Origin of the sequence: Acinetobacter sp. ACIN00229, assembly GCF_016106645.1 — a bacterium.
GTDB classification, from domain to species: Bacteria; Pseudomonadota; Gammaproteobacteria; order Pseudomonadales; family Moraxellaceae; genus Acinetobacter; species Acinetobacter oleivorans.
The window spans coordinates 20838-44072 of record NZ_JADWOM010000001.1 but is presented as its reverse complement, the minus strand read 5'-3'; the positions used below and the strand labels follow the sequence as shown (position 1 = coordinate 44072).

The 23235-nt window shown below is 38.2% G+C and carries 21 protein-coding genes; 12 read left to right on the top strand and 9 right to left on the bottom strand.

What is annotated here, in order from left to right:
• Positions 1-86 precede the first annotated feature (86 nt).
• The 3 genes from I7H67_RS00200 to I7H67_RS00190 all read right to left on the bottom strand — a co-directional run bounded on the left by I7H67_RS00200 (position 87) and on the right by I7H67_RS00190 (position 3491).
• The gene (locus I7H67_RS00200) at positions 87-1610 is read right to left on the bottom strand and encodes a flavin-containing monooxygenase (protein ID WP_151827267.1); all 1524 of its coding nucleotides are present in this window, start codon (positions 1608-1610) and stop codon (positions 87-89) included.
• A 22-nt stretch (positions 1611-1632) separates the two neighbouring features.
• Entirely contained in the window at positions 1633-2466 is an 834-nt protein-coding gene (locus tag I7H67_RS00195; RefSeq protein WP_198306763.1) for an SDR family NAD(P)-dependent oxidoreductase, read from the bottom strand.
• A gap of 65 nt (positions 2467-2531) precedes the next feature.
• On the bottom strand, positions 2532-3491 hold the full coding sequence (locus I7H67_RS00190; RefSeq protein ID WP_005299295.1) for a metal-dependent hydrolase: 960 nt from the start codon (positions 3489-3491) through the stop codon (positions 2532-2534).
• Positions 3492-4013: 522 nt separating this feature from the next.
• Here I7H67_RS00190 and I7H67_RS00185 point away from each other — a divergent pair.
• On the top strand, positions 4014-4634 hold the full coding sequence (locus tag I7H67_RS00185) for a TetR/AcrR family transcriptional regulator (protein WP_002163161.1): 621 nt from the start codon (positions 4014-4016) through the stop codon (positions 4632-4634).
• Positions 4635-4710: 76 nt separating this feature from the next.
• Here I7H67_RS00185 and I7H67_RS00180 read toward each other — a convergent pair whose 3' ends face one another.
• A complete protein-coding gene (locus I7H67_RS00180) occupies positions 4711-5433 on the bottom strand; it encodes a pirin family protein (protein WP_005299292.1) in 723 nt (240 codons plus the stop codon).
• A 572-nt stretch (positions 5434-6005) separates the two neighbouring features.
• On the opposite strand from I7H67_RS00180, the gene I7H67_RS00175 reads away from it, so the two are divergent.
• The 3 genes from I7H67_RS00175 to I7H67_RS00165 all read left to right on the top strand — a co-directional run bounded on the left by I7H67_RS00175 (position 6006) and on the right by I7H67_RS00165 (position 8988).
• Positions 6006-6233, top strand: coding sequence for a hypothetical protein (locus I7H67_RS00175; RefSeq protein WP_013198505.1), 228 nt, complete (start codon positions 6006-6008; stop codon positions 6231-6233).
• A gap of 320 nt (positions 6234-6553) precedes the next feature.
• A complete protein-coding gene (locus tag I7H67_RS00170) occupies positions 6554-7873 on the top strand; it encodes an NCS2 family permease (protein ID WP_004793782.1) in 1320 nt (439 codons plus the stop codon).
• Positions 7874-7989: 116 nt separating this feature from the next.
• Positions 7990-8988: an adenosine deaminase gene (locus tag I7H67_RS00165; RefSeq protein ID WP_192835077.1), complete on the top strand. Its 999-nt coding sequence runs from the start codon at positions 7990-7992 to the stop codon at positions 8986-8988.
• A gap of 44 nt (positions 8989-9032) precedes the next feature.
• Here the strand turns inward: I7H67_RS00165 and I7H67_RS00160 are convergent, their stop codons facing one another.
• Complete coding sequence (locus I7H67_RS00160; RefSeq protein WP_192835078.1) at positions 9033-9590, bottom strand: cytochrome b; 558 nt, start codon at positions 9588-9590, stop codon at positions 9033-9035.
• Between the two features lie 236 nt (positions 9591-9826).
• Here I7H67_RS00160 and I7H67_RS00155 point away from each other — a divergent pair, with 236 nt between their 5' ends.
• A complete protein-coding gene (locus tag I7H67_RS00155; protein ID WP_192835079.1) occupies positions 9827-10216 on the top strand; it encodes a hypothetical protein in 390 nt (129 codons plus the stop codon).
• A 70-nt stretch (positions 10217-10286) separates the two neighbouring features.
• A complete protein-coding gene (rnhB, locus tag I7H67_RS00150) occupies positions 10287-10853 on the top strand; it encodes a ribonuclease HII (RefSeq protein ID WP_013198503.1) in 567 nt (188 codons plus the stop codon).
• 67 nt (positions 10854-10920) lie between these two features.
• Here the strand turns inward: rnhB and csrA are convergent, their stop codons facing one another.
• The 3 genes from csrA to alaS all read right to left on the bottom strand — a co-directional run bounded on the left by csrA (position 10921) and on the right by alaS (position 15403).
• Positions 10921-11175: a carbon storage regulator CsrA gene (csrA, locus tag I7H67_RS00145; protein WP_004793773.1), complete on the bottom strand. Its 255-nt coding sequence runs from the start codon at positions 11173-11175 to the stop codon at positions 10921-10923.
• A gap of 245 nt (positions 11176-11420) precedes the next feature.
• The gene (locus tag I7H67_RS00140) at positions 11421-12701 is read right to left on the bottom strand and encodes an aspartate kinase (protein WP_004793772.1); all 1281 of its coding nucleotides are present in this window, start codon (positions 12699-12701) and stop codon (positions 11421-11423) included.
• Positions 12702-12766: 65 nt separating this feature from the next.
• The gene (alaS, locus tag I7H67_RS00135) at positions 12767-15403 is read right to left on the bottom strand and encodes an alanine--tRNA ligase (protein WP_198306895.1); all 2637 of its coding nucleotides are present in this window, start codon (positions 15401-15403) and stop codon (positions 12767-12769) included.
• A 270-nt stretch (positions 15404-15673) separates the two neighbouring features.
• Between alaS and gap the strand changes: the two genes are divergently transcribed.
• The 6 genes from gap to I7H67_RS00105 all read left to right on the top strand — a co-directional run bounded on the left by gap (position 15674) and on the right by I7H67_RS00105 (position 22012).
• Entirely contained in the window at positions 15674-16693 is a 1020-nt protein-coding gene (gap, locus tag I7H67_RS00130) for a type I glyceraldehyde-3-phosphate dehydrogenase (RefSeq protein WP_005299057.1), read from the top strand.
• A 165-nt stretch (positions 16694-16858) separates the two neighbouring features.
• The gene (locus I7H67_RS00125) at positions 16859-17932 is read left to right on the top strand and encodes a hypothetical protein (protein WP_198306762.1); all 1074 of its coding nucleotides are present in this window, start codon (positions 16859-16861) and stop codon (positions 17930-17932) included.
• Positions 17933-18130: 198 nt separating this feature from the next.
• Positions 18131-19297, top strand: coding sequence for an ATP phosphoribosyltransferase regulatory subunit (locus I7H67_RS00120; protein WP_003652693.1), 1167 nt, complete (start codon positions 18131-18133; stop codon positions 19295-19297).
• Positions 19298-19360: 63 nt separating this feature from the next.
• Positions 19361-20680 carry an adenylosuccinate synthase gene (locus I7H67_RS00115; RefSeq protein WP_198306761.1) on the top strand — a complete coding sequence of 440 codons (1320 nt, stop codon included), beginning with the start codon at positions 19361-19363 and terminating at the stop codon, positions 20678-20680.
• Positions 20681-20799: 119 nt separating this feature from the next.
• Positions 20800-21117: a hypothetical protein gene (locus I7H67_RS00110; RefSeq protein ID WP_013198498.1), complete on the top strand. Its 318-nt coding sequence runs from the start codon at positions 20800-20802 to the stop codon at positions 21115-21117.
• Positions 21118-21232: 115 nt separating this feature from the next.
• Positions 21233-22012, top strand: a complete 780-nt coding sequence (locus I7H67_RS00105; RefSeq protein WP_013198497.1) for a M48 family metallopeptidase — start codon at positions 21233-21235, stop codon at positions 22010-22012.
• A gap of 55 nt (positions 22013-22067) precedes the next feature.
• On the opposite strand, the gene I7H67_RS00100 is transcribed toward I7H67_RS00105, so the two are convergent.
• Complete coding sequence (locus tag I7H67_RS00100) at positions 22068-23117, bottom strand: NADP(H)-dependent aldo-keto reductase (protein ID WP_151767709.1); 1050 nt, start codon at positions 23115-23117, stop codon at positions 22068-22070.
• Between the last annotated feature and the right edge of the window lie 118 nt (positions 23118-23235).

Here is a 23235-nt window from a genome sequence, read left to right as displayed (position 1 = left end):
GATACTCAACGAAGAAAGCAGTGTATTTCATGAAAACCTAAAATACACTGCCTCTTTCTTACAACTGATTTGATCGAAATTACAAATTAGTGAGTTTTTGTCGTTTGATACGTCACTTCATAATCTTTCAAATCCACTTTTTCCAAACGTTGTTTAAGTTTTTTCAGTGACCACGGCCATGCAGCAAAGTTACGTCCGTTGGCATCAAGGTAATAACTCTTACAGCCGCCGCTATTAAATACCGTTGTTTGTAAGTGCTTTTGCACTAAATCGTTATGCTTTTTAATCACATCAGATTTAACATTTAATTTGCTAATTCCTTTGTTTTTAATTTTCAATAAGCCATCTACGATATAGTCGAGCTGTGCTTCTGCCAAACCAATGAAAGAGTCATAAACCAGTACGTTAGGCCCTAAAACTAAAAATGCATTTGGTACATTTTCAATGTTGGTGCCCAAGTAAGCCTCTGGCGAGCTACTTTTCCATATATCTTGTAAACATTGACCTTTTTCATTGTGGACACGTTTACCAATCGGTGGGTGAGATACTTCAAAGCCTGTACCCCAAATAATCACATCAACTTCATGACGTTCACCATTGGCAGCAACCACCGTATTGCCTTCAACTTTCACTAAACCATGAGGGATTAGGGTGGTGTTTGGTGCTTGTAGTGCAGGGTAGTAGTTGTTAGCGAATAAAATACGTTTACAACCAATATCAAAGTTTGGCGTTACGTTTTTACGTAGTACAGGGTCATTAATTTGCAATTTAAGTAATTGCTTACCCAATACATTGACTGGTTTTAGGGCAAGAGGGTTACGTAAACCAAAGTTAATTGCATTCAGCGTTAACGCTACACTTTTACGCCAGCTCGCCTGAATAGACGGATATTTAGCAATCACTGATTTACTAAATTCGCCCAAATCTGTATCTGGTTTTGGTAGTACCCAAGGTGCTGTACGTTGGAACACAAAAAGTTCTTTCGCTTTTGGTTGAATTTGTGGCACAAACTGAATAGCAGATGCACCAGTACCAATCACGGCAATGCGTTTACCAGTTAAATCATAATCGTGGTTCCATTTAGCAGAATGGAACATCTCGCCTTTAAATGTTTCTAAGCCTTCAAGACGTGGAATTTGAGCTTCGGTAATTGGACCTGTGGCAAAAATAACAGTTTTAGATAAATATTGACCAGTACTGGTATCAAGTACCCACACATGACGTGAGTCATCCCACGCTGCGTTGAGCAGTTCGCTATTAAACTCGATTTTAGACGTAACATTAAACTCGTTACTCACATCTTCCAGATAACTTAAGATTTCTGGTTGGCGCGCAAATAAATGGCTCCATTTTGCACTTGGTGCAAATGAATAAGAGTAAAGAGCAGAAGGTACATCACAACCACAACCCGGGTAGGTATTTTCACGCCATGTTCCACCCACACGGCCAGCTTTTTCAATAATCTTATAATTGGTATAACCAACTTGATCTAGGCGAATAGCAGCGGCGATCCCTGAAATACCAGCACCCACAATAAAAGTATCGAAAATATGGTTTGGTGATTTGACAGCTTTTTTTGCTGAAGCATTTGTTTTCATTTGAGCAGTCATATGTGTACTACCTATAAATTTCTTATTTAAATAATTTGTACGATGTGCCAAGGAACTTGTTATACAAGCTTGGAGATGCACGTTTCATGAGCCAGAATAACTTTGCATCAATTTGAGGAATGGTATACAACTCATCCTGATCAAGGCGATTAAGTGTTAATCTTGCAACATCATCACTTGTTGTGAAGGCATAGTTCATCAGCGCATGGTCTGCTAGGTTTGAATAACGTCCTGGAATTCGACCATTTTTAATGATATTGGTTGGAACCAGCGTCGGGCAGAGTACATTCACTTTAATATTAAACTTATGCAGTTCAGCTGAAAGCGTTTCTGAAAGCGCACGCACACCTGCTTTAGTCACGTTATAAGCGGTCATTTCTGGTGCAGCAGTGTAAGATGCCGCAGATGCCACATTAATAATCGCACCGTAACCTAGCTTTTTAAACTTTGGAACAAATGCATGGCAACCGTGAATAACACCCCAAAGGTTAATATTCATAACCCAGTTCCAGTCTTCTAGGCTTAGCTCGTCAAACTTGCCACCCAAACCCACACCAGCATTATTAATGACAAGAGTTACAGGGTGTCCAAGTAAGATTTCAGCAGTTTCAGCTAGATGATTAACCTGTTCAGCATTACCCACATCACAACGCATAGCAAAAGCTTTGGCGCCTTCTTGTTCAAGAAGTTTTACTGTTTCCTCAGCAGCTTCGAGATTAATATCTGCGCACACTAAGCTGCCACCACGTTTTGCAAGTTCAAGTGCAAAACTTCGACCAATCCCACTGCCTGCACCCGTCACTACGGCATAAGCTTTTTGGCTTGGTTTAACTTTCTTTTTGCCAAATAAAATCATGATTCATCCATAAATAGCTTGAAGAGATACCAGCTATCTGTTCGATAGCTAGAAATACAGGACGATTAAGACATGCGTACTGGTGGGGTGAATTCTTTAACAAAGTAAGGTGCAATCGCGCCGCCTTCGTTCAGTAATTTCTGTTTGTAATACTCAAGATATTCAGTTGTATCATGATCATTTGGATGGAAGTCTGGACGTAAGTAGTCAAGAATTTGACCAATCGTACTGCCAAAAACACCATCTTTTGGACCAAAGATTAAGCCTACACCACGACGAGCATCTTTCCAGAATTTTAAAGTCAACATCTCTTGTGGCTTTCTTAATACAGGGACAAATAACGTTGTCGCAGGGATTAAACCTAAAATCGTAAATAGCGCAAGGAAGAAACCAGATGCGCGCAGTGGATAGCTGCCATTTAAGATTTGATAAACATCGTAGGCAATGTCTTTATGTTCAGATTCTTCAAGCATATGCCACATCCACAACGCACGGCTTTTTGCATCATCTGAATAATAGAAATTCTTTTCATGCTTCATCATGTATTCAGCAAGTACCGCAGTAAAATGCTCAATACCTGCCATCATTGACAATTTTAGTGGTTGTGGAAATTTCAAAAATACATATTTAAAGAAGTTCGAACCAAGAAAGCGATATAGCGCGACAGGATATTCAGCATCTTGAAGGGCATCATTATATTCATTGTGCAATTTAGAATGAATTGCTTCTTGTCCAATCAGTGAGGTAACACGTTGCTTTAAAACTGGGTCTTTAATAAATTCGCGGTGATGGCGAGCGGTTTCAATAACCAGATCTTCACCATAGGTTAAAAACACCGAAAGTGTGGCAAAAAACAAAGTAGCAAATTGATTGTCCATATAGAATCTGACATCAATTTCCTTTCCATCAAAACCAATATTTAAATGTCGGATTGGAATTGAGCTTTTGCTAGAAAAATCCGGTAACTCAATTTCACGCTGAAATTTAAGTTTGTTAAATGATTTTTTAACTGCGGTCGAGATCATGGCGACACCCTGAGGCAAAGTAGTGGTGCATTTTGATGAAAATCAATAAACTCAATGATCAACAAAGCACTGTAAAATTCCATTTTCAAAAGCAGATGATTCTCTGCATTGACTACGGTGTTGTTGCTCCGTTATTTGTTTGATTATTTGGCTGAATAACGGAAAGAAGAGGAAAGATAGACAAACTATTTAGTGACTCTTCTTTAATTTTTTCATATTAATCTGACTTTATGTTCGGATTCAATTCGGGTAAATTTTTAAAAATATCAAAGTATTTTATAGACATTCTTTGTAATAATAATTTTAAATAAATTTGATTTATATTTTTGAAATATAATAAATTAAAATTATTTTTGATCTCGGAAAATAGTAAATAAAAGCATCCATTGATTGATAAGTTGAGATCTGTTTTTCTCAGTTTTTTGACTAAGTTTGACAACTATTCGGATTTCATTTTTTTATTTCTAACTAGTTAGATTACATGCTAATCTGACTTTATGTTCGGATTATTGATTAGATCGTATGACTACGCGTAAACCTCGTCAAACTCGAGCCAAAGTCACTGTCGACACGATTATTGAAGCAGGTTTTATTGCAGTGGCACTTCACGGACCGAGTGGTACTACAACACGCCATATTGCAGAGATTGCAGGGGTGAGTGTCGGGTCTTTATACGAATATTTTAAAAATAAAGAAGAAATTTATGATGCGATGAATCACTTTTTTGTTCGGGAAATTCTGGACATGATTACAGAGCTTACACCGACTATTTTACAGTTGGAGTTAGAGCCTGTCATCGAAATGATTTTTTATACTTTTAGTGATTTATTAAAGAAAAATAACGACCGCTATTTGACTGTTTTGCGTTATGCAGGAGAGTTACAGTACGACAAATACATTCCCAAAATTGAACAGGCCTTAATGGAAGTGATCATGAAATATATGATGCACAATCCTAAATACCTAAAAATCAATAATTTGCCTGTAATTACCTACATTTGTATCAATAGCGGAATTTTTAATGTCGCACGGCATCTTATTTTGCCAAACCCTTATATTAGTTTTGATGAAATGGTGCAGGGGCTAACCACGATGATTATGAGCTATATCAATACAGAGATGGCACGTTCAGAAGAACATTGAGCTGAGTTAGAATTTTATAAGTCCGATCAACAATAAAAAAGCCCTCGCATAAATTTTATGCGAGGGCTTAGTTGCATTATGGCATGGTTGGAACTTCTTCAGGACGCATATCGAAAATCAAAATTTCGGCGTTATCACCATTGGTAAACGATAAACTTCCACCTTCACGAATACGTGCAGCATCGCCAGTGTTAAATGTTTTACCATTTACATCAACACGACCTTTGGCAACGTGTAGGTAAACATATCGACCCTCAGGAATTACAAATTCAGCAGTTTCTTCACCATCAAAAAGACCTGAGTAAATATTAATGTCTTGTTTGATCGATAAAGTTTTCTCGCCACCTTTTGGTGAGATGATCAAATGCAATTTACCACGTTTGTCTGCTTCATCAATATGAACTTGTTGATAGCCCGGATCTGTATTCACTTCATTTGGAACAACCCAAATTTGCAAGAAATGAACGCCTTCATGAGCTGAATGGTTAAATTCACTATGAGCAACGCCACGACCTGCACTCATGAGCTGAATGTCACCCGGCACAATCACAGAACCTGTACCCATTGAGTCTTTATGCTCTAATGCACCTTCAAGCACATAGGAAATAATTTCCATATTGCGGTGAGGGTGAGTACCAAAGCCTTTAGATGGAGCAACGTTATCATCATTAATTACAAGTAGATCAGAAAAACCAACTTGTTTAGGATCCCAATAGTTAGCGAATGAAAAGCTATGTTTTGATTGTAACCAACCATGATGTGCTGCACCACGCTCGTGAGATAAACGCATATCAAACATGATGTATTCTCCTGATTTAATTTTCTATCTGAGCGTAGTTTATCGTAGCGTTTATCGTAATAAAGCACTGAAAATGGAAAGCTTGGTACGATTTTTAGAACGATTAAATGAAAATTATTTTTTGACTAAGAAAAAGGGCTCTTTTGGTTAAAATTGAAATTTTACTTTTAAAGCTAAAGATGAAAATCGAGAAATAGCGAGATCGCCAAACACTTTTAAATAGAACAATTGAAAGAAAAATGAATCTTTTTATCCTATTTAATTGGTATAAAATTTAGAGATATTTCATGCGATATACACATTAGTCTACCCTGTGTATTTAAATGAACTTAATAATGGAAATGAATAAAAAGCTAATATTAAAAATAACTAAACCTAAACTGTTTTGAAATAAAGTTACTTTTCAATGGAAATGTTTTGTATTTATCATCTATTGAAATGATGAATTTAAAATCACCTTTCTTTTCAATAGTTTGAGTAAAAGTGTGTTATTGTAAATAAATGTGAAAATATTCACAAAGCTATAATTTTTTGTTAAGATCATTAACATTAAAAACATAGAGATAATAATAATGATCAATAAAGTATTAATAGTGTTGTGTGTGGGTATCGTCTTTGTATTGGGATATTGGGCCTATTTAGATACTCAAAATAAAAGACATCAAGAGCTAATGCGGATCATTCAAGAAGCAGAACAAAATTTACAAAGTATCGAACGCAATCCTAATCATGCTCACCACAGCAATTTGGCTTCTTATAATTTGCAAGGATATATAAGTGAGAAAAGAATTATTTTCTAAAAATATTGAATGATAAATTTCTGAATTTTACTTTGTCATTGGTCATATCTTTTCATAAATTTTGATCATGTTTCTGTTGAATCTGTTAAACTTATTTAACGTATAGTAAAAAAGCTGCATAGGGGTTATGCAGCTTTTTTGTGTTTCAAGAGGGGCTGTGGCTATTTCCTATGTAAGAAGTAGAAATCAAATGAGTGGCATATTTGTTGCTTCATAAGTTTGAGATTCTTGTTTATAGGGCTGAACAGAAAAACAATATTGTTCAGCGACCTACATAGACGTAAATATTCCACAGTTCAGATTTTGCATAGAGGCTACTTATGGCGGCGCCCAATTCTTCGGCAGGCTGGTTAGAGCGTTTATTTAAGTTAAGCGACAATAAAACCACTTTCCGAACTGAAGTTCTTGCTGGTGTAACTACATTCCTAACGATGTGTTACATCATTATTGTCAATCCACTCATTTTATCTGAAACCGGCATGGATCATGGTGCCGTATTCGTTGCGACCTGTTTGGCAGCAGCAATCGGATGTTTAGTAATGGGGATCATTGCAAATTATCCAATCGCACTGGCCCCTGGTATGGGTTTAAACGCTTACTTTACCTACTCGGTTTGTATGGGGATGGGCGTGCCGTGGCAAACAGCTTTAGCGGCTGTTTTTGTTTCAGGCCTTGTTTTTCTTGCAATTAGCTTCTTTAAAATTCGTGAAGCAATTGTCAATGCAATTCCGATGTCACTTAAGTTTGCAATCGGTGGTGGTATTGGTTTATTCCTAGCACTAATTGCACTAAAAAATGCAGGAATCATTGTTGATAACCAAGCGACATTAGTCGGTTTAGGTGATATCAAACAGCCTACAGTATTATTAGCGCTATTCGGATTTTTAATGATTGTAGTTTTACACCAGTTGAAGATTCGCGGTGCAATCATTATTAGTATTTTAGTCGTTACAGGCATTGCTACTGCTTTAGGTCTAAACGAATTTAAAGGTGTAGTGGGGCAAATCCCTTCAATTGCACCAACGTTCATGCAAATGGACTTTAAAGGTCTATTTACAGCAAGTATGGTCGGCGTCATCTTTGTATTCTTTATTGTCGATTTATTTGACAGTACGGGTACTTTGGTTGGTGTTTCACACCGTGCGGGTCTTTTACAAGACGGTAAATTACCTCGTTTGAAGAAAGCATTATTTGCAGACTCTACTGCAATTGTTGCTGGTGCTGCATTAGGTACATCTTCAACTACGCCATATATTGAATCAGCTTCAGGTGTAGCTGCGGGTGGACGTACTGGTTTAACTGCTGTTGTGGTTGCTGTCTTATTTATCTGCTGTTTATTTTTAGCACCTCTTGCTCAATCTGTACCAGGTTTTGCCACAGCGCCAGCTTTATTGTTCATTGGTGTGTTGATGATTCAAGGTATCACTCATATCGATTGGGATGATATTACAGAAGCTGTTCCAGCCTTTTTAACTATTGTATTTATGCCATTCACCTATTCAATTGCTGATGGTATTGCAATGGGCTTTATTAGCTATGCATTAGTTAAATTATTCACGGGTAAGGCAAAAACTGTACCGTACATGGTATGGATTATTGCTGCACTTTGGGTATTTAAATTTATCGCGTTTGGCGGTTAATATGATTTTTTATAATTTTTTTCTTGAGCTATCTTAGTCATAGTTTCTAATAAGAAGAAAGTTATAGAAGGGTGTGATTTTGACCACACCCTTTTTTCTTTAGATGTGGAGTTAATATGAATCAAGTCGAGCTGATTCGCGCCTTACCAAAAGCCGAATTGCATGTGCATATTGAAGGGACTTTTGAACCTGAATTAATGTTTGCAATTGCCCAGCGCAATCAGATTCAGATTCCTTACAAATCTGTTGAAGAAGTAAAGCAAGCTTATAACTTTCATAATCTTCAATCATTCTTAGATATTTACTATGCTGGTGCGAATGTTCTTGTACATGAACAAGACTTTTATGATTTAGCATGGGCCTATTTTGAGAAATGTGCTGAAGATCATGTCGTTCATACAGAAATGTTCTTCGACCCGCAAACTCACACTGACCGTGGTGTTGCATTCTCAACAGTGATTGGTGGTTTAAAGCGTGCGTGTGCAGATGCTAAAGCTAAGTTTGGTATCAGCTCTCAATTGATTATGTGTTTCTTACGTCATTTAAGTGAAGAAGCTGCATTTGAAACACTTGAACAAGCTTTACCATTTAAACAAGACATTATTGCTGTAGGGCTCGATTCAAGTGAAGTAGGTCATCCGCCAGCTAAATTTGAACGTGTTTTTGCTAAGGCTCGTGAAGAAGGTTTCTTAATCGTTGCTCACGCTGGTGAAGAAGGTCCACCTGAATATGTATGGGAAGCTTTAGATCTACTCAAAGTGAATCGTATTGATCATGGTGTACGTTCTGAAGAAGACGAACAATTAATGACGCGTTTAATTGATGAAAAAATGCCTTTAACTGTTTGTCCTTTAAGTAACTTAAAGCTATGTGTTGTTCAGGATATGAAAGATCATAATATCCGTCGTCTATTGCAAAAAGGCGTACACGTGACGGTTAACTCAGATGATCCTTCATATTTCGGTGGATATATGAATGATAATTTCTTTGCTATCCAACAAGCTTTAGACCTAAACAATGATGAGTTGAAGAAGCTCGCAATTAACTCTTTTGAAGCCTCTTTCATTTCAGATGAAGAAAAACAAAAGTGGATTGCAGAAATCCAAAAAATCTAAATAAAAAAACCGCCTATCTCAGGCGGTTTTTTTATACATACGTTTTATTTAGGTTGTTTGGTCATACTATTTAAAATATTGTCTTTATCAACAAAGTGATGTTTTAAAGCTGCAAGCACATGCCCAACAATCAGCAAGCCTGCAAACCAAGAAATATAAACGTGTAATGGTTTAACAACAGCTAAAAGCTCTGGGTTATCCTGTACTAAACGCGGAATTTCAAATAAATATAAAACAGGGGCAGGGTGACCAGCGCTCCAGCTAAATAAACAACCAGTGACAGGTAAAGCCACCAAAATCACATAAAGCAATAGATGACCAACATGTGCCAAAGTTTTCATTGTTGGAGACATGGTATCAGGTAGTTTTGGAGCTGGATGTGTATAGCGCCATAAAATCCGGATGATCACCAAAAAGATAATGGTGGTTGCAATATTTTTGTGCAGTGTAATGACATCGCCTTTAAAGGGACCATCAACGTCATAACTTAAAAAATTTCCACTATAGAAACCAATAGCCCATGCTGCGATGAAAATGATTGCCATCACCCAATGCAGGATTTGTGCGGTACGGGTGTAATACTGAGATGAAACAGCAGGCATAAAAAACCTATTTTTTTGTCGTTTTGATTTTCAATTTTATGAGAAAGCACTGATTTTGAGAAATGTTTTAAATGTAACAGAGCGTGCTAAAAACAGAACGTTTAAGGAAAAATGCATTTGATGAGCTGAGTTATGCTGGGAAAAAAGATTGCATAAATGCATCAAATTATTTGTTTCTTCTAAAGTCGAGTTTAGGCACAATACGCGCTGCCAACGTTCAATCAAAGGAAAAAATGATGAAAAAATTGATGCTCGCTCTAGCGCCAGTTGTTTTAGCTTTAACAGCGTGTGCAACGACTACAGGTACGGGTACAGGCGCTACTTCTGCACAAACAACAACTCAGCAGTTGGGTGTGGCTGCATTAAAAGTTGCTGTAAATGCGAAATGTATTACAGAGATTAATAATGTTGCCGCTTGGAAAACAGCAACAAAGCTTATGACTGCTGAGCAACGTGATAGCATTCAAACTAATGTTTGTGGTTGTGTGAGCGAAAAGGCACCAAATACTGTAACGGCAGTAGAATTGGCAGCGGCTGCATTTGATGTAAATGCACGTGCTACAATTGTAAACCAAGTGGTTTCAAAAACTGTAAATGAGTGTGTGGCAGAAGCTTTACAAAAGTAATTAATGATTTTTGTATTAAAGAAGGCTGATTACTATTGATCAGCCTCTTTTGTTTAAAGGTGAAGAGTAAATGTTTATTGCTGGTGTAGATGAGGCGGGACGTGGCCCATTAGTAGGTTCCGTTGTGGCAGCGGCTGTTATTTTAGATCCGAATAATCCAATTGAGGGATTAAATGATTCTAAAAAATTAACTGAAAAGAAACGTGAAAAGTTGTTTATTGAAATACAAGAAAAAGCCTTAGCTTGGTCAATTGCAGAAGCAACGCATGCTGAAATTGATGAATTAAATATTTTACAAGCGACTTTTTTGGCCATGCAGCGCGCAGTTGATGGTTTAAAAGCTCAACCACAAAAAGTGATTGTAGATGGGAATCAAATTCCCAAAGGAATCATTATTCCTTGTGAAGCTATTGTTGGGGGAGATGCGAGTCATCCTGAGATCAGTGCTGCGAGTATTTTGGCAAAGGTTACACGTGACCGACAAATGGCGGAATTAGATCAGCAATATCCATTATTTGGTTTTGCAAAACATAAAGGATATCCAACTAAAGCACATTTTGAAGCAATTGCAACGCATGGGGTAATCGATCAGCATCGCCGCAGCTATGCTCCTGTTAAACGTGCTCTAGGCCTATAAATACAAAGTCCTAAAAAATTTAAAGCGACTAGAAAGTCGCTTTAATTAGGGAGAGAATAACTTCATATTAACGATTGAAGTTTTTCTGTGCATAATTATCATCTTCAAAAGAAACTTGATAATCTTGATCAAGATGTTGAAGGTGTTCATGCATTGCACGTTCATGTTGAATACGTTGATAAATTTCTTCGCGATGAACAGAAACCTCTTTTGGTGCATTCACACCAATACGAACCTGGTTTCCTTTGACGCCAAGCACAGTAACACTGACTTGATCCCCAATCATTAATGTTTCCCCGACACGGCGGGTCAGAATCAGCATGTTTATCTCCTTGCTAAACGCTTAAAACTGCAATATTGGTACCCAAATAAAAGCTCAACCTCAGTTTTCAGTCAGATTCTAACAGAAATATGAGAACAAAGTCATATTTTGATAATCACTGCCAAAAAACTTTCCGTTTAATATAACAGAGCCGCTATAAAAAAAACTATAGCGGCTCTGTGTTTTCTTTGATTATTGTCGGACAAGTAAACATTTTTTAATGAATTATTGACCGTTTGGTAAAATTAAGCGCGGGCGCTGCTTTCACCATGTTCACGATCTAAACCAAAAGCGGTATGTAGACAACGAACAGCAAGTTCAAGATATTTCTCGTCAATAATGACAGAAACTTTAATTTCAGAAGTTGAAATCATAAGAATATTGATGCCTTCATCAGCTAGGGCAGTGAACATTTTACTTGCTACGCCTGCATGTGAACGCATACCTACACCTACGATAGACACTTTAACGATGTCGTCGCGTGTTGAAACTTCACGTGCACCAATATTTTTGGCAGTTTCGTTTAAGATTTTTTCAGCTTTCGCTAAATCAACACGGTTTACAGTGAAAGTGAAATCTGTTGTGCCATCTTCTTCAACATTTTGCACTATCATGTCGACTTCAATATTGGCATCACTTACTGGTGATAAAATTTTAGAAGCAATACCTGGTTCATCAGGTACACCTAAAATCGTTAATTTTGCTTCGTCACGGTTAAAAGCAATACCTGCAATAATTGGCTGTTCCATAGTATCTTCCGCCTCAGTCGTAATGAGTGTACCTACATTTTCTTTAAATTCTTCGTCAAACGCGCCGTCGTTATCATTATCAAAACTTGATAATACACGTAAAGGAACTTGATATTTTCCGGCAAATTCTACTGAGCGAATTTGTAAAACTTTTGAACCTAATGAAGCCATTTCTAGCATTTCTTCAAAAGAAATACGGTCGATTTTTTTGGCTTTAGGAGCAACACGCGGGTCAGTGGTGTAAACGCCATCTACATCAGTGTAAATTTGGCATTCATCTGCTTTTAGGGCAGCAGCAAGAGCAACACCAGAAGTATCTGAACCACCGCGGCCTAGTGTTGTGATATTTCCATTAGCGTCAAAGCCTTGGAAACCTGCAACAACAATAACACGGCCTGCATCTAGGTCATTGGTCATGACATCTGTATCAATAGACTCAATACGCGCCTTGGTAAATGCACTGTCAGTTTTAATACCGACTTGACGTCCGGTATAGGATTTAGCTTCCACACCAATCGAATTAAGTGCCATAGCTAACATGGAAATCGTCACCTGTTCACCGGTTGAAACCATTTGGTCTAACTCGCGTGGGTCAGGTGTTTCGGTAATGGCTTTAGCGAGAGCAAGTAAGCGGTTTGTTTCACCACTCATTGCAGATACAACCACAACAACCTTGTGACCGTGATCATGCCAACGCTTAACACGACGAGCAACATTTAAAATGCGCTCGGGGGTACCCATAGAAGTACCGCCATATTTTTGAACGATTAATGCCATAGTTTTTCCATATAAGCCATGACCCTGAGAGGCTTTTCAGGGTCAGTTACACAAAAAGTGAAGTCTTATTTTTGTTCAAGCCATGCAGGTAATGCAGCAATAACTTGTCCAAACTTCTCGTTAAGTGGCGCGCCACCTTGTGCTAAGTCAGGTTTACCACCACCTTTACCACCTAACTCGGTTGCTAGATGTTTGATGATGTCACCTGCTTTTAGATTTGCAGTGTATTGTGATGCAACTGAAGCAAGTAGGCTAACTTTGTCACCCTCTACGCCAGCTAACACAATAACCGCATTCTCTAATTTTGATTTAACACTGTCGTGCAAGTTGCGAAGTGATTTCGCATCTACACCTTGAACAGTGGTAATAAGCGTTTGACGACCAGAAATCGTTTGTACCTGATCAATCAATTCTGACGCTTGGAAGTTTGCCAATTTCTGATTGAGCTGTTCAATCTGCTTTTGTAATGCAGAAACAAGTTCTACATTAGCCTGTACACGCTCAACAGTTTGGTCTTTCTGTGCTTTTAATAAGCCATTAATGTGCTGGATATCAGCATCAGTTTTTTGTACTACTTCTAAAGCTTTAGTACCAGTCACTGCTTCAATACGACGTACACCAGCAGCTACACCGCCTTCAGAAGTGATTTTAAATAAACCAATATCACCTGTACGCTTAACGTGAATACCACCACAAAGTTCAATTGAGAAGTTTTTCTCATCAATCACTGAACCCATAGCGAGAACACGAACTTCGTTACCGTATTTTTCACCGAACAACATCATTGCGCCTTTTGCTTTTGCCGCTTCGATGTCAAGGAGTTCAGTGGTTACAGCTGTATTTGCAATAATTTCTGCATTAACTAGACGCTCAACCTGTTGTAACTGTTCAAAAGTTACAGGTTGGTCGTTAGCAAAGTCAAAACGTAAGATATCACTTGCAACTAAAGAACCTTTTTGTTGTACGTGTGAACCTAAGATTTGACGTAGAGCAGCATGTAATAAGTGTGTTGCTGAGTGGTTGCGTGCAGTAGCTTCACGAATATCTGCTTTAACAATTGCTTCAACGTTTTGATCAGCTTTAAGGTTGCCAACGGTCACAATACCTTGATGAACAAAGGCACCGCCTGACTTTTTGGTATCTTGAACTTCAAAAATACCAGTTTCGTTTTTGAAGATACCTGTGTCACCAATCTGACCACCACTTTCTGCATAGAAAGGAGTCTGGTTTAAAACGATAAGTGCTTCGTCGCCTTCAGAAACTTCATCAACTTGTACGCCATCTTTATAGATCGCTACAATTTGGCCTTGACCAGTAGTGTTGATGTAACCATCAAACTGAGTTTCGCCTTCAACTTGTACAATGCTGTTATAGTCAATAGCGAATTTACCTGCATCACGAGCACGTTGACGCTGAGCAGCCATTTCTACTTCAAAACCAGCTTCGTCAATAATAAAGTTACGTTCACGTGCAATATCAGCAGTTAAGTCTGTTGGGAAGCCGTAAGTGTCGTAAAGTTTGAAGACTGTCGCACCAGGAATAGTCTTGTCTTTTAACTGAGCAAGTTCACCTTCAAGTAGTTTTAAACCTTGCTCAAGTGTTTTTGCAAATTGTTCTTCTTCACGAACTAGAGTTGCTTCAATCACATCTTTACGAGCTGCGAGTTCAGGATAAGCCTCACCCATAACTTCGATTAAAGGTTGCAACATTTTGTAGAAGAACGTACCAGTTGCACCAAGCTTATTACCGTGACGCACAGCGCGGCGGATAATACGGCGTAGTACATAACCACGACCTTCATTGCTTGGGTTAACACCATCAGCAATTAAGAAACAGCATGAACGCGCATGGTCTGCAACTACACGTAAAGAAGGCTGACCTTCGTCTTCAATACCAATAATGTTTGCAGCAGCTTTTAATAAATGTTGGAACAAGTCAATGTCGTAGTTTGAATTAACATGTTGCAATACAGCAGAAATACGCTCTAAGCCCATACCTGTATCAACAGATGGGGCAGGGAGAGGGTGAAGCACGCCATCAGCAGTACGGTTGAACTGCATGAAAACGTTGTTCCAGATTTCAATAAAACGGTCGCCATCTTCTTCAGGTGTGCCTGGTAAACCACCCCAAATGTGATCACCATGGTCAAAGAAAATTTCAGAACATGGACCACATGGACCGGTGTCACCCATTGCCCAGAAGTTATCAGATGCGTATTTTTCGCCTTTATTATCACCAATACGGATAATACGTTCAGGTGCTAAACCAATTTCTTTATTCCAGATGTCATAAGCTTCATCATCGGTGTGATAAACGGTCGCATATAAACGATCTTTAGGGAGGGCTAACCATTCATCGCTAGTCAAAAATTCCCAAGCGAATTTAAGTGCATCACGTTTGAAATAATCACCAAATGAGAAATTACCTAACATTTCAAAGAATGTATGGTGACGAGCAGTGTAACCAACGTTGTCTAAGTCATTGTGTTTACCACCAGCACGTACACATTTTTGTGATGTAGTTGCACGTACATAGTCACGTTTTTCAAGACCTAAGAAGCAGTCTTTAAACTGGTTCATCCCAGCATTTGTAAATAATAAAGTTGGGTCGTTGGCAGGAACAAGAGAACTCGACGCGACACGTGTATGCCCTTGCGTCTCAAAGTAGCGCAAAAATGCTTCACGAATTTCAGCAGATGTCATTAAACGAGTACTCACAACCAAGTCACTCCATATTTTCGAATTTGGCTAAATGTATCAATGCCTGTTTGTTTTATGCCAAACCTTAGCATGTGATACGGGGCTTATTTTTTAAAAACGCTAAATTGTAGCGGAAAAACCCCACCGAACCAACGATTTTAAAAGGAATATCTTACAAAACTGTGATTTGGCTAAAAATCTATATTCAATTAGGCGTGACGTGCTTTACTATATGCCTTCTTTAGCCTGTAGTTTTGTAGATAAGGATAGGTTATGCAACGTATCGCCATTAATGGGTTTGGCCGAATTGGACGTAATGTGTTACGTGCCTGGTTTGAGAGCTCAAAACAATTTCAATTTGAAATCGTGGCGATTAACGACATAGCAGATGTGCAAACATTAGTGCATTTATTTAAATATGACTCAACACATGGCCGCTTCAATGGAAATGTGGAAATATTCATTGAAAATGAAAAAGTTTTTTTGAATATTCAGTCAAATCAACGAGCGTTAAAAGTTGAGGTTTTAAAGCAGGAACAACCTGAACTTTTACCATGGTCTAGTTTAGATATTGATGTGGTACTTGAGTGTACAGGACTGTTCCGTTCTCACGCTGATGCAACGCGTCATCTACAAGCAGGGGCGAAGCGGGTGATTATTGGGGCAGCGCCTTTTGATCATGTCGATGCAGCCATTGTTTATGGTGTAAATCATCATGAAGTCAAAGTGACTGATCAGATCATATCAAGCGTTTCATGTACTACGCAGGCTTTGGTTCCATTGGTGAAAATTATTGATGATGCTTTTGGTATTGAAACAGCGCTTATGACCGAAATTCATGCAGTAACGGCAGACCAATCTGTACTTGATCATGCACATCGTGATTTGCGCCGCGCTAGAGCTTCAGGACAAAATATTATTCCGACCACGTCTAGTGCACTTGGTGCATTAAAACGTGTTATGCCTAAAATGGAAGACCGTATAGACGGTTATTCAATTCGGGTACCTACTATTAATGTAGCTGCAATTGACTTAACTTTTATCGCGCAATCTCCAATTACTGTGCATCATATTAATGAATTGCTAATTAAAGCATCTCAAACCGACTATGCGGAAATTATGGCAGTGACTGATGAGCCATTAGTTTCAAGCGATTTTAACCATTCTCCTTATTCACTCATTGTTGATTTAACTCAAACTATGGTTGTCGGGCATCAAGCTAAAGTATTTGCTTGGTACGATAATGAATGGGGCTATGCAAATCGATTATTAGATTTGTGCGATTCTTTCTGAAAGTGAATTAAAGTAATAAAGGATGTTGAATAAACATCCTTTTTGTAATTATTAATTTGAAGTATAAAAAGTTAAAAATAATGAAAATTATAAATATTAGTGTTGTGTAAAATTATATCTATTTGTATGATTCGCAAACATTAAAATTTTAATTATAGAGTTCATATGAAATTTAATTCAAAAAGAATAAGTGTTTTTTTAATTTTTACATCTACTATTATTTTAATTGCTTGTGGTGGTGAAAGCTCAGATCAAAATACCAATGGTCAAGCTGAAAATAATTTAGAAAAAGATGGCTCGATTTACCAAGTTTATTATCAATCTTCTGATATTTCTTCAGGTATCTATAGTGATTCTTTTGAAATTACTCAATATCCAATTAATAATAACGAAATCTTTTTTGCAAAGTCACGCAATCAACCATTAAAAAATGATTTTTTAACTGAACAGAAAATTTTAAATAAAGAGACACTGCAAACAAATATTGTAAAAAGGTTAACACCTAGTAGTTGGACTTATGAGTTAACTCCTGATTTGAAAAAAAATTTAAAGTTTGAAATTGTGAAGTTAGATGGTGAAAATATCTTTGATCGTGTATTGCCGGGCTATAAAGAAAATAAAAATCTAGAAACAGGCCTTCATAATCAGCTTGATAAAAATTTAATTGAATTTTACCAAAACTATAAGAATGTTACGTTTCCAAAAAATAGTTATTGTTATCGTTTAAAAGAGACTCAATGGAATCAATCTTATATTTCATATATATCTAGTTTTAATGCCAATCCCACGTTTAGTGAAAAAAAGCAGTCAATAATCGAAAGATATAATAACTTAGGTCAAGATAAAAAGTATTTTAGGCTTCTAAACTCGCAGTGGCATGGCTATAACTTAACTGTTTTAGAAAACTTGGAAACTGGTGATATTGAAAGCGTACTGGGGAATAATAATGACCAGTCTGCTTCTATAGAGTTTGTATCAAGCATTGTATGGGATGCTGATAGAAGTTTGGCGTATGAGAAGTCTCACCTTTATTCTATAGAAGATAACCCGCTTAATAATACGCATTCATTAACTGCTTTCAGACAAAAATTAAAAATCGCAAATCTTGAAAAAGGTTGCTTTGCTTTTAATACTCAAGCAGCTCAAGCTATTCAAAGATTAAATTTAGTTAACTGGCAACCCGGCGATAGTTCAGATATTAGCCCTTTCTTTAGTCGAAGAACTTTAGTAAGTAACTAAATTGGATGAGAGTAAGGCTTTGAATACTATTGTTTATTCTTATTATCTTCTTTTTGACTTTAGAGTTTATTAAGAAAGATTTATGCAAATTGTCAGGTGCATGGCAGAAAGTATCATGCTACACTAAGAGAAATCGGGTGTGTTCCCGATTTTTTTATGTGGGGTCGTTCCACGTTGATCAGATTTTAGGCTTGAAATATGACCATTTCAGAGACATGGTTGCTGCCTGACGGGGTAGCAGATGTATTGCCGGAACAGGCACAAGTCATTGAAAAACTTCGCCGTGAAGCTTTAGATTTCCTCGCGGTGCGAGGTTATCAATTGGTATATACACCATTTATCGAATACATCGAATCGTTGTCTTCATTATCAGAATCAAATCAAGACTTAGATTTAGTAACTTTTAAGGTTATTGATCAGCTCTCAGGCCGTTTACTCGGTGTTCGTGCTGATATGACGCCACAAGTTGCACGTATTGATGCACATGTAAGACCAGTTGAAGGTGTTGCACGTTACTGTTATTCAGGGACTGTATTACATACTAAACCACAAAATTTCAATGCCACACGTGCACCTTTGCAATTAGGTGCAGAGTTATATGGCCACGATAGTATCGAAGCTGATGTCGAAATGGTCGATGTTATGCTGGGATTGATTGAAAACATCTACACATTACAAGGCGCACATTTAGATTTGGGCCATGTAGGCTTGTTCCGCAGTCTAGTGAAGTATGCTGGCCTGTCAAAAAATGAAGAACATGAACTGTCTGATCTTTATCAAAGAAAAGCATTGCCAGAGTTAGCAGAGTTTACTCAAAGCCTTAACATGGGTTCTGATTTCTATGCGCTTGGTCGTTATTCTAGTGATCTAGAAGCATTGCAGACGAATTTAAGTGCCAATATTTTGCAAGATGCTGAATTTAAGTCAGCATTAGATGCACTGAAGACGACACTTGAGCAAATAAAAGGTCGTTGGCCAAATCTCAACATCGGTATTGATGTTGTAGAGCTACGTAGTTATCACTATCACACTGGCTTAATGTATGCAGTCTATGCACCAAACCGTGCTGCGCCGTTAGCGCAGGGTGGCCGTTATGATGGTATTGGTGAGCACTTTGGTCGTGCGCGTCCTGCTACTGGCTTCAGTTGCGATTTATATGCCTTAGGTGCAAATCAGTTCGCCGAAATAGAAACTGTTGTTGCTCCAAAAGGCTCAGAACAAGATTTACTCTCAGCAATTTCGAATGCACGCGCTCAAGGTTTACGTGTCGTTCAATTGTTAGGTAATGATGATTTAAGTTCTATTCCATACGCGACCCATCAACTCGTGGCGCAAAATGGTCAATGGAATATTGAAAAGATTTAAACGCCAACAGTAAGTTTTTACTGGTGGTTTCCAATTTTAACAGCATGATGTAATGAGGCTATTATGGGCAAAAATGTTGTGGTACTTGGTACCCAATGGGGCGACGAAGGTAAAGGTAAAATCGTCGACCTGCTCACAGATCAGGCGGCTGCGGTAGTACGTTATCAAGGCGGACATAACGCAGGTCATACTCTTGTCGTAGGTGGTAAAAAGACTGTATTGCACCTCATTCCATCAGGCATTTTACGTGAAAACGTATTGTGCTTAATTGGTAATGGTGTAGTACTTTCACCAGCCGCGTTAATTGAAGAAATGGGAATTTTGGAAGCAGAAGGTGTTCCTGTTAAAGAACGTCTACGTATTTCTCCAAACTGTCCACTCATTTTGCCTAACCACATTGCACTTGATCAGGCACGTGAGAAGAAACGTGGTAATGCTAAAATCGGTACTACAGGTCGTGGTATTGGTCCTGCTTACGAAGATAAAGTGGCTCGCCGTGCAGTGCGTGTTGCTGACCTTGTTCGTGGTGGCGCAGCATTAGAAGAAAAACTGTCTGAAATGCTTGAGTTACATAACTTCCAGTTAACTCAGTTCTACGGTGTAGAAGCTGTTAAATTTGAAGATGTATTGGCTCTTTGCAACGAATGGCGCGAAGTGCTTGCTCCATTAGTGATTGACGTGACTAAAGTGTTACATGACTACCGCAAAGAAGGTAAGCCTGTAATGTTTGAAGGCGCTCAAGGTTCACTTTTAGACATCGACCACGGTACTTATCCATACGTTACAAGTTCAAATACAACTGCTGGTGGCGTAAGCTCTGGTTCAGGTATGGGACCTTTACATCTTGATTATGTATTAGGTATTACTAAAGCTTATACAACACGTGTAGGTGCTGGCCCATTCCCAACTGAATTGGTTTACGATGCAGCTGCTGATGCTGGTGACCCAGTGGGTAAACACCTTGGTACAGTTGGTCATGAATTTGGTGCTTCTACTGGTCGTCAACGTCGTTGTGGTTGGTTTGATGCTGAAATCCTTCGCCGTTCTGTAGATGTAAACTCACTTTCTGGTATTTGCTTAACTAAACTAGACGTTCTAGATGGTTTAGAAGAAGTAAAAATCTGTGTGGGCTATGAAAATACAGACTCAGGTTGTGTAGGTTCTTCTGATGCGGTTTCTTTTGAATGCTTGAAACCAATTTATGAAACTATGTCAGGTTGGAGCGAATCGACTGTTGGTTTAACCAGTATCGATCAATTACCAGCAAATGCTTTAGCTTATGTGAAGCGTATTGAACAATTAATCGAATGTCCGATTGATATCGTTTCAACTGGTCCAGACCGTGCAGAAACAATTGTTTTACGTCATCCATTCTCTGCTTAATTAGCAAAGATTAAAAAGGCCTCCTAAAAGGGGGCTTTTTTATACCCGACTAAAGTGCAGTTTTCGTTTTATTCGATTCAGATTAAAACGTTAGATAGATAAGGAATGATGGGCTCAGGATGAAGCTACAACCAACTATTTCGAAAACAATTTTTTATTCTTTTTTATTCGCTATTGGTGGTTCACCGACACTGGCGATGTTAGTTATTTATGGTCAAGAATATCATGAAGATTTCTTCATGACCGCGTTTATGAGTTTGTCGGTATTGTTCGCATGTGTGTTAATTCCTGTGGTGCTCATACAAAATAGTTATTTACTCTGGAAAAGAGAAAGTCCTAATCTTGAAGAGAAAGTTAAGTTTTTAAGTTATGTTTATCTTGGCTTAAATATAATATGTCTAATTTTCTGGATTTATTTGATGACTTTATCGGCTTGATCGTTACATAAATACTATGATCATGAAGAAATGAGACATTCAAAGTGTAAGCGGTATTTCTTATAATAAGTGCAAAAGAATAAACAGCTTTTTCTCGATTTAGGTGATCCATGTTATGAATAAAAAACTCTTTTTAAGCTTGTGTGCGGCAAGTGTGATGACCATTTCTGGCTGTGCAACAGTAGCGGACATGGCGGGTGCAGATACTGCAACCTTAAATGCCCAATCTGCTCAAGGTTTTAATAAGATGGTGCAGGAAGCACGTGGCAAAGGAACTTTGGATACAAGTTCAAGTACCTATAGCCGTATTAATGCTGTTTTTAACCGTTTAAAACCTTATGCGAACCAGATGAACCAGACTGGTCAGCCTTTTAGCTGGCAGTTGGCAGTACTGAAATCAGATACGATTAATGCTTATGTAGCACCAGGTGGTAAAGTGGTGTTCTATACAGGCATTGTAAATAAATTGAACCTGACAGATGCTGAAATTGCAGCTGTTATGGGACATGAAATGACTCACGCCTTAGAAGAGCACGCAAAAAGTAAAATCGGTGCTCAGGCTCTAACTGATTTAGCTCTTGGTATTGGTTTAAGCTATGCTGGCAATAATGTTGGCCAACTTGGTACTGCTGCGGCTCAGCTAGGTTCACAAGTGGGTGTAGGCTTACCATATTCTCGTAGTTTGGAAAGTCGTGCTGACCAAGGTGGCTTAATGCTAATGGCACGTGCAGGTTATAATCCAAATGCAGCGATTACACTTTGGGAAAAAATGAATAAGCTTGAAGGTGGTGGTGGTTCATCATTCTTATCTACTCACCCATCTAACTCTCAGCGTATTAGCGATATGCGTCAAAACTTGCCTGCAGCAATGGCTATTTATAATGGCCGTAAATAAGATATAAATTTTTTATAGATAAAGAAAACGGATGCTTAAGCATCCGTTTTTTTATTTAAGGAGCAGGGTTGGGCTGTTGGACATGAATAGCTTCAATACCTTGTAAAACTTCGGCAGGTAGTTCAATTTCAAATGCCTGAATATTTTCTTTAAGTTGGTCTAGATTAGTGGCACCAATAATTGTGCTGGTCACAAAGAATTGTTGTTTAATAAAAGCTAATGCCATTTGAGTTAAGCTTAACCCATGTTTCTCAGCTAGCTGTGCATATTGTTCAGTTGCCCACTCACTTTGAGGGTTACTATAGCGGCTAAAACGTGGAAATAATGTGACACGAGCATTCGCGGGACGAGCGCCATTTCTAAACTTGCCAGAGAGATAGCCAAACGCAAGAGGAGAGTAAGCGAGTAAACCAACATCTTCATATTTAGCAATTTCAGACATACCTATTTCATACGTACGGTTGAGAAGGCTATATGGATTTTGAACACTTACAAATTTACTTACACCTAACTTTTCAGCCAAATGTAAAAATTTCATAGTGCCCCACGGCGTTTCATTCGATAAGCCAATATAGCGAATGCGTCCTCGGTTAATCTCTTCTTGTAGAGCAAGTAATGTTTCTTCTAGAGGGGTGGTATCGTAATCATTTTGTGCTTGCTGGTTGCCATAAGCTAGCGTACCGAAAAAGTTGGTATGACGTTCAGGCCAATGTAGTTGATAGAGATCGATATAGTCGGTTTGGAGACGTTTCAGGGAGCCATCTAGGGCTTTAGCAATATGATCGTTGTTGAAGCGCGTATGGCCTTCTCTGATGTGAGTTCCTCCAAAGCCTGGCCCTGCAATTTTAGAGGCAAGAAAGACTTTGTCACGTTGACCATTTTGGGCAAACCAATTGCCAATAATCGTTTCAGTTGCACCATAGGTTTCAGGTTTTGGCGGAACCGAATACATCTCTGCCGTATCCCAAAAATATAAACCGTGTGCCAGAGCATAATTGAGTTGTTCAAATGCTTCTTGTTGGGAGTTTTGCTCACCGAATGTCATGGTGCCTAAACAAATTTCTGGAAGTTTGAGGCCTGTGCGACTAAGTGGGTTAAATTGCATACAGCGGAATCCTTGGAAATTTTGAGTTAGCCTAACGGAGAATATGTATTCAACTTAAATCATAAAATTAGAATAGTTTGTAAGTTTTGTGTATTAACTCATTGTTGCATATAAAAAA

What these genes read in the sequence shown, in the direction of transcription:
- I7H67_RS00200 (WP_151827267.1), bottom strand. Translation starts at nt 1,610, where the DNA reads ATGACTGCTCAAATGAAAACAAATGCTTCAGCAAAAAAAGCTGTCAAA.
- I7H67_RS00185 (WP_002163161.1), top strand. Translation starts at nt 4,014, where the DNA reads ATGACTACGCGTAAACCTCGTCAAACTCGAGCCAAAGTCACTGTCGAC.
- I7H67_RS00110 (WP_013198498.1), top strand. Translation starts at nt 20,800, where the DNA reads ATGAAGCTACAACCAACTATTTCGAAAACAATTTTTTATTCTTTTTTA.
- I7H67_RS00160 (WP_192835078.1), bottom strand. Translation starts at nt 9,590, where the DNA reads ATGCCTGCTGTTTCATCTCAGTATTACACCCGTACCGCACAAATCCTG.
- alaS (WP_198306895.1), bottom strand. Translation starts at nt 15,403, where the DNA reads ATGACATCTGCTGAAATTCGTGAAGCATTTTTGCGCTACTTTGAGACG.
- rnhB (WP_013198503.1), top strand. Translation starts at nt 10,287, where the DNA reads ATGTTTATTGCTGGTGTAGATGAGGCGGGACGTGGCCCATTAGTAGGT.
- I7H67_RS00125 (WP_198306762.1), top strand. Translation starts at nt 16,859, where the DNA reads ATGAAATTTAATTCAAAAAGAATAAGTGTTTTTTTAATTTTTACATCT.
- I7H67_RS00180 (WP_005299292.1), bottom strand. Translation starts at nt 5,433, where the DNA reads ATGTTTGATATGCGTTTATCTCACGAGCGTGGTGCAGCACATCATGGT.
- I7H67_RS00100 (WP_151767709.1), bottom strand. Translation starts at nt 23,117, where the DNA reads ATGCAATTTAACCCACTTAGTCGCACAGGCCTCAAACTTCCAGAAATT.
- I7H67_RS00105 (WP_013198497.1), top strand. Translation starts at nt 21,233, where the DNA reads ATGAATAAAAAACTCTTTTTAAGCTTGTGTGCGGCAAGTGTGATGACC.
- I7H67_RS00170 (WP_004793782.1), top strand. Translation starts at nt 6,554, where the DNA reads ATGGCGGCGCCCAATTCTTCGGCAGGCTGGTTAGAGCGTTTATTTAAG.
- I7H67_RS00190 (WP_005299295.1), bottom strand. Translation starts at nt 3,491, where the DNA reads ATGATCTCGACCGCAGTTAAAAAATCATTTAACAAACTTAAATTTCAG.
- I7H67_RS00175 (WP_013198505.1), top strand. Translation starts at nt 6,006, where the DNA reads ATGATCAATAAAGTATTAATAGTGTTGTGTGTGGGTATCGTCTTTGTA.
- I7H67_RS00155 (WP_192835079.1), top strand. Translation starts at nt 9,827, where the DNA reads ATGAAAAAATTGATGCTCGCTCTAGCGCCAGTTGTTTTAGCTTTAACA.
- I7H67_RS00115 (WP_198306761.1), top strand. Translation starts at nt 19,361, where the DNA reads ATGGGCAAAAATGTTGTGGTACTTGGTACCCAATGGGGCGACGAAGGT.
- I7H67_RS00120 (WP_003652693.1), top strand. Translation starts at nt 18,131, where the DNA reads ATGACCATTTCAGAGACATGGTTGCTGCCTGACGGGGTAGCAGATGTA.
- gap (WP_005299057.1), top strand. Translation starts at nt 15,674, where the DNA reads ATGCAACGTATCGCCATTAATGGGTTTGGCCGAATTGGACGTAATGTG.
- I7H67_RS00140 (WP_004793772.1), bottom strand. Translation starts at nt 12,701, where the DNA reads ATGGCATTAATCGTTCAAAAATATGGCGGTACTTCTATGGGTACCCCC.
- csrA (WP_004793773.1), bottom strand. Translation starts at nt 11,175, where the DNA reads ATGCTGATTCTGACCCGCCGTGTCGGGGAAACATTAATGATTGGGGAT.
- I7H67_RS00195 (WP_198306763.1), bottom strand. Translation starts at nt 2,466, where the DNA reads ATGATTTTATTTGGCAAAAAGAAAGTTAAACCAAGCCAAAAAGCTTAT.
- I7H67_RS00165 (WP_192835077.1), top strand. Translation starts at nt 7,990, where the DNA reads ATGAATCAAGTCGAGCTGATTCGCGCCTTACCAAAAGCCGAATTGCAT.